The organism is Chamaesiphon sp. VAR_69_metabat_338, assembly GCF_031423935.1.
GTDB lineage: Bacteria > Cyanobacteriota > Cyanobacteriia > Cyanobacteriales > Chamaesiphonaceae > Chamaesiphon.
Map to the genome: position 1 here is coordinate 1 of NZ_JANPGM010000573.1, position 12,289 is coordinate 12,289.

The 12,289-nt window shown below is 46.4% G+C and carries 11 protein-coding genes and 1 pseudogene; 5 read left to right on the plus strand and 7 right to left on the minus strand.

Annotated elements, in window-relative coordinates; genetic code table 11:
• Window positions 1–863, minus strand: a pseudogene (locus tag RMO84_RS15760) (endonuclease MutS2); the annotation flags it as partial.
• Between the two features lie 117 nt (window positions 864–980).
• Window positions 981–2,315, minus strand: a complete 1,335-nt coding sequence (locus RMO84_RS15765) for a hypothetical protein (RefSeq protein ID WP_310489390.1) — start codon at window positions 2,313–2,315, stop codon at window positions 981–983.
• 157 nt (window positions 2,316–2,472) lie between these two features.
• On the opposite strand from RMO84_RS15765, the gene RMO84_RS15770 reads away from it, so the two are divergent.
• Entirely contained in the window at window positions 2,473–4,002 is a 1,530-nt protein-coding gene (locus tag RMO84_RS15770) for a phosphomannomutase/phosphoglucomutase (RefSeq protein WP_310489391.1), read from the plus strand.
• A 42-nt stretch (window positions 4,003–4,044) separates the two neighbouring features.
• Here RMO84_RS15770 and RMO84_RS15775 read toward each other — a convergent pair whose 3' ends face one another.
• Window positions 4,045–4,167: a hypothetical protein gene (locus tag RMO84_RS15775; RefSeq protein WP_310489392.1), complete on the minus strand. Its 123-nt coding sequence runs from the start codon at window positions 4,165–4,167 to the stop codon at window positions 4,045–4,047.
• 72 nt (window positions 4,168–4,239) lie between these two features.
• Between RMO84_RS15775 and RMO84_RS15780 the strand changes: the two genes are divergently transcribed.
• On the plus strand, window positions 4,240–5,571 hold the full coding sequence (locus RMO84_RS15780; protein ID WP_310489393.1) for a TMEM43 family protein: 1,332 nt from the start codon (window positions 4,240–4,242) through the stop codon (window positions 5,569–5,571).
• 222 nt (window positions 5,572–5,793) lie between these two features.
• On the plus strand, window positions 5,794–6,003 hold the full coding sequence (locus RMO84_RS15785; protein ID WP_310489394.1) for a hypothetical protein: 210 nt from the start codon (window positions 5,794–5,796) through the stop codon (window positions 6,001–6,003).
• Between the two features lie 38 nt (window positions 6,004–6,041).
• Here the strand turns inward: RMO84_RS15785 and RMO84_RS15790 are convergent, their stop codons facing one another.
• Together RMO84_RS15790 and ggt are read right to left on the minus strand one after the other, a co-directional pair.
• Window positions 6,042–6,998, minus strand: a complete 957-nt coding sequence (locus tag RMO84_RS15790) for a PIN domain-containing protein (RefSeq protein ID WP_310489395.1) — start codon at window positions 6,996–6,998, stop codon at window positions 6,042–6,044.
• A gap of 343 nt (window positions 6,999–7,341) precedes the next feature.
• Entirely contained in the window at window positions 7,342–9,117 is a 1,776-nt protein-coding gene (ggt, locus tag RMO84_RS15795; RefSeq protein WP_310489396.1) for a gamma-glutamyltransferase, read from the minus strand.
• A gap of 81 nt (window positions 9,118–9,198) precedes the next feature.
• Between ggt and rdgB the strand changes: the two genes are divergently transcribed.
• Both rdgB and RMO84_RS15805 read left to right on the plus strand, forming a co-directional pair.
• A complete protein-coding gene (gene rdgB / locus RMO84_RS15800) occupies window positions 9,199–9,789 on the plus strand; it encodes an RdgB/HAM1 family non-canonical purine NTP pyrophosphatase (protein ID WP_310489397.1) in 591 nt (196 codons plus the stop codon).
• Window positions 9,790–9,956: 167 nt separating this feature from the next.
• A complete protein-coding gene (locus tag RMO84_RS15805) occupies window positions 9,957–10,199 on the plus strand; it encodes a NifU family protein (RefSeq protein WP_309737990.1) in 243 nt (80 codons plus the stop codon).
• A 128-nt stretch (window positions 10,200–10,327) separates the two neighbouring features.
• On the opposite strand, the gene mazG is transcribed toward RMO84_RS15805, so the two are convergent.
• Window positions 10,328–11,140, minus strand: a complete 813-nt coding sequence (gene mazG, locus RMO84_RS15810) for a nucleoside triphosphate pyrophosphohydrolase (RefSeq protein WP_310489398.1) — start codon at window positions 11,138–11,140, stop codon at window positions 10,328–10,330.
• 211 nt (window positions 11,141–11,351) lie between these two features.
• On the minus strand, window positions 11,352–11,987 hold the full coding sequence (locus tag RMO84_RS15815) for a hypothetical protein (RefSeq protein ID WP_310489399.1): 636 nt from the start codon (window positions 11,985–11,987) through the stop codon (window positions 11,352–11,354).
• Between the last annotated feature and the right edge of the window lie 302 nt (window positions 11,988–12,289).

Consider the following 12,289-nt stretch of genomic DNA (forward strand, 5'->3'; position numbering starts at 1 on the left):
TTGGCTTCCAACCACAGGCTGTATCGCGCTCTGGCTGTCGCCAGATCGATCGTGGTAGCGACGACTAGCAGGTGTTCGAGATCTTCGACTACCTCGGTAACTTTGGCAGTGAGTGCGGTTAATACAGCTTCGATCTCCCGCTGCTCTTGGCGTTGGAGTTGGCGGAGCTGGTTGCCGAGATTGACGATTTGGTGGGGTTCGACATAGAGCGTCGAGCCGCTGCCAGAGCTATCGTGAACGACACCAGGAATTGCATCTTTGTGGGATGCTTTAACGGGAATCACAAATCGATCGCCCCGTTGGGTAATTAAGGGCTGTTGAATGGCATTTGCCTGTCGCTGGATCAGACTATTGAGAAACTTGTAAATCCGATCGCGCAAGCCTTTGAGCTGCACGCGTACCTGGGCTAATTTCTCACTCGATCGATCGGTGACATCACCGCGATCGTCGATACAGTGATAGATATCTTGTTCTAATTCTGGATACGTCCGCACGTCGGCGACTAATCCCTGCAATACGGGAATGTTTTCCTCTGCGTCAATAGTGCGGCGCAGTTTCCGCATCCCCGCCAGGGTAGTGGCGATCTCGTGCAACTCTTTCCCCGATAGCATCCCCTGGACTGCGGCGCGTTCGAGGGCGTCCCCAAAATCTTCGATCCCATCCAGTGACAACCCGCCATTCAAGCGGGTTTCTAGGTCATATACCTCTTTAGTTTGCGCGAGTAGATTCAGACTGACGCTAGGACTGCGGGGAATTACTAAGTTTCGCGCTGCGATCGTGCCCAATTTTGTCGCCGCAAATGTCGCTACCTGCTGACACAATCGCGGCCACTCCAATAACTCTAAAGTCTCTGCCTGAATCACTAGTTACTCTATACTCGATGTTGCGTATACACCTATTATAGATGCTGGGGATTGAGGATTTGCAAGGTGCGGACGTGGCGATCGACCATATTCAAATCTTGAAGTTCGATCTTGCGATTATTCTATTTCTCGATTGCGATAAGTGACCTTAATTTCTTCAATTAGATCGTAGACCAAGGATTCAACTTTCGTGGTTGTTTGTCCGCGTTGCATTTCAGTACCAATCGATTGCGTAAAATTCTCAGCTAGACGACGACTGAGTTTCGCACTGTCGGGATCTTCGAGTAACTTGGTGATGGCTGTATAGATCGATGTAGATACTTCGGTCACGACTCGATCGATCGCTTGGGCGGGCAATTCACCGATTCCTGGGAGCATTCGCAAGTTGCGATAAGCAGGGGATTCTGATAAGGCTTTTTGAAATAAGAAGCGCAAAACTGCTTCTAAATCTGGTTGCACCTTGGGAATGACTCGATAGACAACTATTTCTAAAATTATCTCGATTAAACCTTCGATTTCATTGATATTATTTAAGTCTACATGTGGTGTATTCAGATAACTGCGGATGACACGAGCGATCTGACCGTCTCTAATTGCATCTTGGGTTTGTTGCAAAATCTGGAGAATTACACCTTCAGTTAATTCAATGACAAGCTGACCGACTAATAGGCGATTTAGTTCTAATTCAATGAGCTTGGTATTAATTAATTTAGCTTGTTTCAGTCGCACGATTACTGGAATTACCCGCAAAAATTGGGCGAATGGTAATAACAAAAACAGGTCATACCAGCGGCGAATCAGCACCTGTTGCCAACTGAGTTGTCGATTGTGACGGCGAACGAAGAAAATTCTGCCCAGGAGTTCGCCTGCAAAAATACCGATAAAAATAATATCGATCTGCCAAAAATCATCAACGTAGTTACCAGATTCATTCAATCTTCGATAATAGTTGGTGACAATTAATGGCTTAATCGATCGATCGAAAAATTGGATTTCTCGATCCCAGCCAGCTTTGCTGAGATAATCTTGACTCCAGAAGGTAGTAAAAGCACCTTTCGATGATTGATTCTGAACGCGATCGCGGACATCATTTTTGATTTTTTCTAAATTGCCCGTTTTACCAGCTACTTGAAACGGGTTATTTTGAATCATGCTGATGCTCAAACCATCCAATTCTTGGAGCCAGCTTTGAGTCTGTGATGAAGCTAATCCAGTTTGCTTGACTGTGTTTTTGAGTTGTGCGACAGCATTGAGATACCGGACTGTTTCGCGGTGGGGTTCGATCCCTTTAACTCGATCGTATGTTTCTACGACGATCGGCAAATTGCGAAAGTAAAAATCACGGGCAGGAATATAAGTCAGATCGAAGATCGACACAATCCAACTCATCACCGCGATCGTTGCCATCGCTCGTTCAAACCACACATTCTTACGAGTAGTTGGTGCTAACACTAAAAGATATTACAAAATACATGCTTCTCGCCACTCATTTTAGAGTATTTTAGCTATAGTTATTATGGAAACTAAGGTTTACATTAATAAAAGTTTAAGTACCTATCCAGTAATATTCTCTCCCCGCTCCCCGCTCCTCCCTCCCCCCTTTTTTTACATGGCGATCGTGCAAGATTTTAACTGGAACAAGCTCCAAAATGGCTCAGATATTCGCGGAATCGCTCTTGAGGGAGTGCCGAACGAACGTGTCAATCTTACCCCCGCAGTCGCCAAAATCCTCGGACAAGCTTTTGCCATATGGCTCGCAAACAAGCAAAATAAACCCATCTCTGAATTAATTGTAGCCGTAGGACGCGATAGCCGCTTATCGGGGCCGGCAATTATGGCAGCCACACTCGATGGGATTACATCTGTCGGTAGTCAGGCAAATGACTTTGAGATGGCTTCGACGCCTGCGATGTTTATGAGTACGATTACCGCTGGCTTTGAGTGTGACGGCGCGATTATGCTCACCGCCAGTCATTTGCCATTCAATCGCAATGGGTTGAAGTTTTTCACCGCAAAAGGTGGTTTAGAGAAGAAAGATATTAGCGATATTTTACAGTTAGCAGCGAGTAATAATTTTGAGATTGCCAGCATCAAAGGATCGATATTCAAACGTGATTTTATGTCGGTTTATGCCAGTCAATTCGTCGAGCTAATTCGGCAAACTGTCAATCGATCGGATGATTTCGATCGACCGTTAGCGGGATTGAAAATCATTGTCGATGCCGGTAATGGTGCGGGCGGTTTTTATGCCGATCGCGTATTGCAACCCTTGGGTGCAGATACGACGGGCAGCCAGTTTCTAGAGCCAGATGGCACCTTTCCCAATCACGTTCCTAACCCTGAAGATCCGACGGCAATGGCGGCAATTTGTCAGGCGGTTATCGCGCATCAGGCGGACTTTGGGATCATCTTTGATACTGATGTCGATCGATCGGCGGCGGTAGATAGTACTGGCAAGGAACTCAATCGTAATCGCTTAATCGGTTTGATTAGCGCGATAGTCCTGCAAGAACATCCTAAGTCTACAATCGTGACTGATTCGATTACTTCTGACGGTTTGACGCAATTTATCGAGCAAGATTTGGGTGGCACTCATCATCGCTTCAAACGGGGTTATAAGAATGTGATTAATGAATCGATCCGACTGAATCAATCGGGTCAAGAATCGTGGGTAGCGATCGAGACTTCGGGACATGCCGCGATGAAAGAAAATCACTTTCTCGATGATGGTGCCTATTTAGTTAGTAAACTCTTAATCGAACTTGCTAAATGTAAGTTAGCTGGTAAATCGTTAACCGATCTAATTGCCAATCTTCAAGAACCAGTGGAGAGCCAAGAGTTACGCATCAAGATAACAACCGATGATTTTCAAGCCTATGGGAATGCAGTAATCGATCGCATGCAAACATTTGCCGCGAGTCAACCCGATTGGCAAATCGTCCCCAATAACCACGAAGGGGTACGAGTTGCTTGTACTTCTGAAGTTGAAGCTGGTTGGTTCCTCTTGCGTTTATCCCTACACGATCCGGTGATTCCTGTAAATATCGAATCAAATGTGGCAGGTGGTGTCGATCGTATCAAACAGCGACTTTTATCCTTTTTAAAAACTCAGGAGTCTCTAGACTTAGCTGCTTTCTAAACTTAAATATTAGATAAGTAGCTCGATTCTGTTACTAGCTTTCTAATGTTTGCCAAGCGCGTTCTCCGCAATATTGCCGATATCGCTGCCAATTTTGCGTGTTTTAATTGAGTTGGGACGATCGGGTCGCGATCGATTGAGCGATCTTAATAAAGATACAATCATTGCTTGAGAAATGCTAAATTTTATAGTGCTCTACCTAATTAGCAAGCCGAAATGAATATAGTAATTTAGCCAATGAGTAACAGTTCTACAGAAGACGATTTGTTAGTTAAACTTATCGCTGGCCTAATCGCGTTTATCGTCGGAACTTTTATGGTGGTGTGCGCAGTTACTCTCTTTTCGGCAAACGAACGTCAAACTAACCTGGCTGAAGCGGTGCGGAATTCGATCGATATTACCACGCGACCGAATGCAGCCGATCTCGAACATAAACTAATTTCTGTTACCGATCGAATTTCGACTGATTCATTACTCGGCGACGGTCGTTTTCTTAAAGCTGGTGCCTACTTAGCAATCGATCGTTTGACCGAAGAATATGTCCGCGAGGAGCGCAGCCGAGAGACGACATCTTCAAATCAAGAACGCCAGGAAACCACTCCCAGCCCTCAGTCATCACCTCCAAATCGGGGACAGCGCAACCGAGATTTTAAGTCATTACCCAGAAACAACCCTTCACAGAGCAGCCGAAATCCGAGCGCGTCCCCAACTAATAATCCAGTTCAGAGTAGCCAAGACTCGAACTCTCAACCACGAAATGACCGCGAATATAATTACAGTTGGAAAATTCAAAGGGGAGAATATTTTTACCCAGTATCTGCTAATGTTGGTCGCTATCAGTTAGATATGCAGCCTTTCCATACAGCAAATCAAAAATTTCATGCAATTAAAAATCCACTTGTATCTTGCCCCACCCAATCGAAAACTTATGTCCTTTCAAGTCTTAAAGATAGAGACATTTCAATTAGATTGCCATCTGAAAGTGGCCTCTTACTTACTACCGAGAATACCCAAATTCCCTCAACCCCGATCGTTCGAGATGGTCGGCTAATTCAAACACAATTACTTCCTCAATACATTTTTCAAGGAACGGGACAGCCGAATTTGCCATCGGTGGGGGATACGCGAACATGTTATGCGGTATTGCAGAACAATACGCAGATGACAATTTTTAGTGGTATTAAACGCGATCGACTGATTCAGTATCAGAGCGAGTATAACCCAATTCTCCGGCTAGCTCCGGGTTCGCGCTCTGAGGCGATCGCTCTAATTGGGCGCAACTATCACATCGATAAGTGGGGGAGCCGCTGCTTGGGATTTGTCTTGATGTTGATGGGACTAGCTTTTGCCTGTCTACCAGTATCGCTATTTCCAGGTCAAATACCTGGGTTTCGATGGGTCGATCCCAACCCGAATTCCTTGGCTTACTGCTTTATTCCAGCGGTACTGGTTTCACTCATTAGCATCGTTATGGCATATTTCTCCCCCTCCATCATTCCTGCTATGGCGATAAGTGCTGCCCTACTGATGTATCTGACGATCCGCCGCCACCGATCGTCGCAACGTTAATCTGCAATGTAACAGTAAACTATTTTTAGATCCGATTGGTATAACTTTCTACACGATTGTCATTCTATTCCTATTTACTCTTTGAAGATTAGCTAGTTAGCTCTAAAGGTAGATTTCAAACCACGATATTCCAGATTATTATATGTTAGCTAGAGTAAAAAATGATTCGTTTCCCAGCATACTCAACACAAATATTACAGGGACTTATGATAGTAAATATTAATGAAAAATAGCTTTAAGGAGATTACTTTATGTAGAAATTGTAAATTTTTCTCGCCGCAGAGTTATTGTGCTGGAGAATGTCGCCTGCTCGAAACTAATGTTCAAGGTAATTGGCACGTTTGTTGCTTATGCTTACCAGCCTTCTGTGATGACAAGATCGCGATCGGAGCGACGAATGTTCGATCGATAGCAGACGATCGGGCAAATTAATCTAGACTCATCTATTCCCTAACATCCAATAAAACACCTCAGTTTTCGCCTAATAAGCCTTCGATCGCCGTTAAACTGGCGGGATCTAAATACTGTTTGTTATTTGAGACTACCGATGATATAAAGTTTTTCACAAGATCGTCTTCGATCGACCATATTACCTGACGATTGGAAATTGCAGCGGTGACGATCGTATTTACTTGGGCAGCGGTAAATTCTGTGTAATAACTTAATTTGGCGATCGCGGCTTGCGTACCGGCGATCGAATGACTATTAACTAAATCTCTGATTAAAAATTCTTTATCTCGTGCGCTAGCTAATGCAATTTCAGGAAATTGTTCTTTACAGAAGCTCGACAATCGTTTGTAGAAGTGAATTTTTGTTTGCTTTTTACGATCCCATTCTGTGAGTAGAAAATCGTTAAATTCATCATCGCTTAGAGCCGAACAATAGTCTTTGTCACCAGTAACAAAGTAGAGGTCTTCACCGACGGGCATCTCATCGAGCAAACATTCCCAGTTAATGGCATCGCCCAAAGAGTTATTCTTGCCAGGTGGATTGCCGATGCCCATTCTAAACCGCGCTCGATCGAGTACGGTACTATTAGGTGTAAGCTGTTTGCCTAGTCTAAATAAAGATTGAATGATGCCATCAGCTTTGAGGGCTTTGGCTTTGATATCGATCGCGATCCTGGCTACCAATGTGGCATGAGCTTGTTCGTATTGTTTGAGGGATTCTCTCAAGATTTCAATTTCGGCGTAGTCTTCACACAGTTGGGGGAATTGGGGGTTGAATGTTTGATTGCGAAAGGATTTGATCGCCCCATCGATCCGTTGTTCGCGATTGCGATTGAATTCATCAAAGATCTGATCGGTAAACAAGAGCGTAATTTGTTTTTTATCGATCGCGTCGATCAGCTTATTTAGTTCGTTGAGATCTTCTTGATTGAGAGCGTAGAAAGATAGCAGAATATTAGTATCGATGAATAGCTGCATATCTTTCAATTAGTGAATAGTGGATAGCGATTCGTGCCTAGCAGCGGGTTATCCGATCGAGATGCTACACTGCTGACGACAAAAGAGTCGATCGAAGTAATAAGTCTGACTGCATTATAGCTACTTTTGACCAGATATCTAAGCGTTGGGATAGTTGATAAAATATCGATCCATTCCCTTAGATATAGTAAAATCCCAGCCGAGCTAAGTTGCAAATAACACTGTCTATCGATCGTTGTTTGCCCACATGTGATGTCAATTTACCATTGTGAAAATTAGTAATTCGGAGTTCATAAGGTCGAGTTGCGGTGTTACCGGCGGAGAGTTGGGAGCTGATATTTAGCTATAATCCGCTGGCTGTGCCTTCGCCGCGCGGATCTGCGGCACCTTCGAGACGGCCATCGGGGAGTTGTTGGATGGCGTTGGCATTGCCCCAATAGCCGCGCTGCTCGATCGCGTGTCCGCGCCGCCGGAGTTCGGCTAGAGTAGCGGTATCAAAGCCCCAAGGATCGACATTTACCTTATCTGGAAGCCATTGCTGATGCACTCGTCCCGCCGCTACTGCCGCGCCGACATCCATCTTGTACTCCAGGACATTGAGCAAGATTTGCAAAACGGTGGTAATAATCGTACTCCCGCCTGGTGCGCCGACGGCGAGGCGAAATTTACCATTCTCAGTGACGATCGTCGGTGTCATACTCGATAGCGGTGTTTTACCAGGCGCGATCGAGTTTTTATCGCCACCAACTAAACCAAAAACATTGGGCACTCCAGGCGCGAGCGCAAAATCATCCATCTCGTCGTTTAATAAAATCCCCGTACCTGGCACTACCACCCCCGCCCCAAATCGATAATTAACTGTAAACGTCAGGCTGACCACATTGCGATCGCGATCGACTACATTCAGATGGCTGGTGTCTTGCGATTCTGGCAATCTGGACGGGGATTGTTTGCGGGTAACGCTATTCCCACGGGTACCCACAAGGGATACCCCTACAGCGGATCGATTGGTGGCTCGATCGAATTGTTTGAGGATTTCTGGCGTCGCCGGACGGACGAACTTGGATGAGCTAGCTCTTTGAGGATCGATTTCCTGACGGCGTTTAGTGGCATAGGCGGGATTGATAAGAGCCGAGACAGGGACTTTGGTAAAATCGGGATCGCCGAGATATTCCGATCGATCTGCGTAGGCGATCCGCATCGATTCGATCAGCAGGTGCAGTGCGTCGGGACTATGCCACCCCAGCGCGGCTAGATCCGTACTACCGATCGTATTTAAGATTTGGATTAAATGCACGCCCCCAGAAGACGGCGGAGCCATCGAACAAACGTTATAGGTACGGAACTTACCGCAGACGGGTTCGCGCCATTTGGGACGATAGGCTTGGAGATCGGCGCGGGTAATTAAGCCCTGGTTTTGGCGCATGTCGCGATCGATCGCCAGCGCGATCGATCCGGTATAAAAGCTCTGAGGATTGCGGGCGACGGTAATTAACGTCCGCGCCAAATCCCGCTGTACCAATCGTTCCCCTGGTTGCAGCGGTTTTCCATTCCGCGTAAAAATCTCCCTCGCGGCGGGATTGCTGGCTAAGAGTTTCTGTTTAGACTTAGCTTGCTCGGTATAAATGTCGCTGACAATAAAGCCCTCCCGCGCGAGCTTAATTGCTGGCGCGACGACAGTTCGCCAGGGTAACTTACCATACTGCTGGTGAGCTGCGGCTAGTCCCGCGATCGTTCCTGGTACTCCTGCCGCCAAATGTCCTTCTAAACTCGCATTCGGACGCACCTTGCCCTGGGCATCCAAGTACATATTCCGCGATGCTTTCTGCGGCGCGCGCTCCCGAAAATCCAGGGATCTAACATCCTTCCCCATCTTCGTCACCATAAACCCACCGCCGCCAATTCCCGCCGAAAACGGCTCCACCACCGAAATCGCCAACGTTGTCGCTACCGCAGCATCCACCGCATTACCACCCTGTCGCAAGATGTCTACCCCCGCCTGTGTCGCTAACGGGTGAGCCGATGCCACCATTCCGTTTTGACTGCGCGTCGGTCGCGGATATGCTGCGAAAACAGGTGCAGAACCAGCTAGGATCGGGAGTAAGCTAATAGTTAGCATCAAGTGGTAAATATATCTCAATTTGCTTGCCATCATCTTAATCTCCGCGCCCTTTGCGCCGTTGCGGTTTAATCAAATCATATGCCAAAACTAATTGTCGCCACTAGTAATCCTGGTAAATTGCGCGAAATGCAAGCCTATCTGAGCGGCAGTGCCTGGGAATTAAGTCTCAAACCTGCCGAATTGGATGTCGATGAGACTGGAGCCACTTTTGCCGCCAACGCCTGTCAGAAAGCCTCAGAAGTGGCGATCGCGTTAAACGCATGGGCGATCGCCGATGATTCTGGTTTGCAAGTAGATGCCCTCAATGGTGCGCCGGGAATTTATTCAGCACGGTATGCCAAAACTGACAAAGAGCGGATCGATCGATTACTCCAAGAATTAGCCAATTTCCCCGCCCCCAGCCAACGCCAAGCCCAATTTGTCTGTGCGGTTGCTGTCGCTCGTCCCGACGGATCGATCGCCGCCCAAGCCGAAGGGATCTGTCCTGGCGAAATTCTTACCGCCCCGCGCGGTATCGATGGCTTTGGCTACGATCCGATTTTTTACGTCCCTTCCAAACAAATGGCTTTCGCCGAAATGTCTGTCGAAACCAAGCGCAGTATCAGTCATCGGGGAATTGCCTTTGCCATTATCTCGGAGAAATTGGCTAAGGTAGTGGATAGTGAATAGTGGCTAGTGGCTTTGAACGCAAGCGTCACCCAGTCACTCAGTCCCCACACCTACCCAAAGATAGAGAAATCCACCCCAACCTAATGCGGAAATAATCGACTCGATCGGTTACGATCGAGAGTGAAGTCGATCCATCATCGCTCCTGCTCAATTTGGTTTAGTAAACTATGTCTGAAGCTTTAACACTCAATCCTGCAAACGTCGAAACCGTTCTCGATACCCTCAGACCATATCTCATGGCTGATGGTGGTAACGTCGAATTGGTTGATATCGATGGTCCGATCGTCAAACTTCGTCTCCAAGGTGCTTGTGGCTCTTGCCCTAGTTCGACGATGACACTGAAAATGGGTATCGAGCGCAAGTTGTGCGATATGATTCCCGAAATTTCTGGTGTCGAACAAGTTTTTTAATTAGTGGTTAGTCGATAGAGTTAGGTGGTGGGCGATACTTACCATCTAACTTCTGTCAAAAATCTAATAAACATCTAGAATTGTTCCAGAACCCCGACTTCTCAAAGAAGTCGGGGTTCTTGTCATAACTATTCACTTGCTTTTAGTCTTTGCTTGGCTTGTTGCCAGAGCGTTTCTAGTTCGGTAATGGAATAGTCGGTTAGTGGCTTGTCAGTATAGCGTTCCATTTGTTGGATACGATCGATGAAGCGTTGATTGGTACCGCTTAAACCGCGCTCTGGGTCGAGTTTAAACCAGCGGGCGAGGTTGACGACTGTGAATAATAAATCGCCGAGTTCGGTTTCTTGATGAACGACATCGGGCGTGGCTAATGCTTCTTTAAATTCGCCCAATTCTTCTTCAAATTTTTCCCACACGCCATCGACACTTTCCCATTCAAATCCCATCTGCGCCGCCCGATTAGAGATTTTCATCGCTGCGGTTAGGGGTGATAATTTCTCGGCATAACTACCCAGTTTATCGCTGAGTAGTTCGGTAGTTTGGCCTTTTTCGATCGCTTTAATTTCTTCCCAATTGGCTCTAACTTCCTCAACACCAGTCACTTTCACATCGCCAAATACATGCGGATGACGGCGAATTAATTTTTTACTAATACTTTTGGCAACGTCCGCGATCGTAAATTGCCCTGCTTCGCTAGCTAATTGCGATTGCAACACTACTTGCAATAATAAGTCTCCTAACTCGGAAACGATCGCGTCTCGATCGCCACTCCGAATCGCGTACACAGCCTCGTAAGCCTCTTCGACGATATAAGGGGTCAAACTCTGGGGTGTCTGCGCCAAATCCCAAGGACACCCCCCATCGGGATCTCGCAATTTGGCAACCACATCGATTAATTCCTGAAGTGCGTTCGGGATGGGGGTAGCGTTATTTTCTGTCATAAATTTCGATGCTTGCGCTCCAGTGGTTGTGTCTCAACATCTACACCAGAACATTATCGATCGATCTTCGGTTGATTTCATGCTAAAAACAAAACTCCGCCAATCGCATACTAGATTTCTTGAAGGCGGGGAGCGGGGAGGTATGCATGTTAAATGCGTAACAACAGCTCAACCCTCTACTCCCTACTCCCTACCCCCTATTCCCTATTCCCTATTTCTTAAAGCGATCGAATAATGCAGTTACAGGCGTTTGTAACCAACTCTCTTGCTTGCCCTTATTAAAACCTCTTAAAAAAGCTCCGTAAGTCCGCAGCGCGATCGAAGATGTTTGATTGATATCTCGCTTGCGCTCTTGCTTTTTGCGATTGCGAAAAAATTCTTTATCCTGTCCGATAATAACTAAGCCACGAATCTGCTCTGGATTAACTTCTTCGATTAATTGATTCTCAACTAAAATTCTCGGTAAATTACTCGTGGCATAATTCAGCCGATCGAAAGCATTTTTAGCGGTGGAAGTTAGCTGCAACTCATCATCCCAAGTCTGCTCCTGAGTGCCAGCAAAAACGATCGCGTACCACCGAACACCTTTGCGCGCGTGGTAGCAACCACACAGATAGTCGGGACGATTGTCGGGATTAACAATTAGATTAGTTGATAAAAAGTAAATTTCATCATAATCGATATAAGTGTTGAGCAAGTAAGCACAGAGCGAAATATTTCGGTCGAATAGTCCGCGAATTTCGCTAACTTTACTATTAGCACTAACTTTATCGACCAAGTTAGCAATCTCTTGACGATCGATCCGATTGGGATCGACTTGAAACGGTTGTAGGTGCTGAAGGGTCATAAATAAACCAGTTGACAGTTAAGAATTAATACCTGTCGAGCGCGATTATTAACTATAGTACCCAGTCATCGATCGGTTATTGAGGTAGTGCGTAGTACCGCTCTTTCCAAACCCCTGTTACGATCGCTTTGCTACCCCCTACCCTCTACCCCGTACCCCCTACCCTCTACCCCCTACCCTCTACCCTCTACCTAACAACCCACCGCATAACCACAGCGATAGTTAAAACTACAAGCTCGACAATGAGTCCCAGGATGGGGCGGAAATAAGCGATCGAAACAATCGGGATCGCGGCGATACTC

Excerpts from the sequence above, each read along its gene's own strand:
- RMO84_RS15770 (WP_310489391.1), top strand. The coding sequence starts at position 2,473 with ATGGCGATCGTGCAAGATTTTAACTGGAACAAGCTCCAAAATGGCTCA.
- RMO84_RS15775 (WP_310489392.1), bottom strand. The coding sequence starts at position 4,167 with ATGATTGTATCTTTATTAAGATCGCTCAATCGATCGCGACCCGATCGT.
- RMO84_RS15780 (WP_310489393.1), top strand. The coding sequence starts at position 4,240 with ATGAGTAACAGTTCTACAGAAGACGATTTGTTAGTTAAACTTATCGCT.
- RMO84_RS15785 (WP_310489394.1), top strand. The coding sequence starts at position 5,794 with ATGAAAAATAGCTTTAAGGAGATTACTTTATGTAGAAATTGTAAATTT.
- RMO84_RS15790 (WP_310489395.1), bottom strand. The coding sequence starts at position 6,998 with ATGCAGCTATTCATCGATACTAATATTCTGCTATCTTTCTACGCTCTC.
- ggt (WP_310489396.1), bottom strand. The coding sequence starts at position 9,117 with ATGCTAACTATTAGCTTACTCCCGATCCTAGCTGGTTCTGCACCTGTT.
- rdgB (WP_310489397.1), top strand. The coding sequence starts at position 9,199 with ATGCCAAAACTAATTGTCGCCACTAGTAATCCTGGTAAATTGCGCGAA.
- RMO84_RS15805 (WP_309737990.1), top strand. The coding sequence starts at position 9,957 with ATGTCTGAAGCTTTAACACTCAATCCTGCAAACGTCGAAACCGTTCTC.
- mazG (WP_310489398.1), bottom strand. The coding sequence starts at position 11,140 with ATGACAGAAAATAACGCTACCCCCATCCCGAACGCACTTCAGGAATTA.
- RMO84_RS15815 (WP_310489399.1), bottom strand. The coding sequence starts at position 11,987 with ATGACCCTTCAGCACCTACAACCGTTTCAAGTCGATCCCAATCGGATC.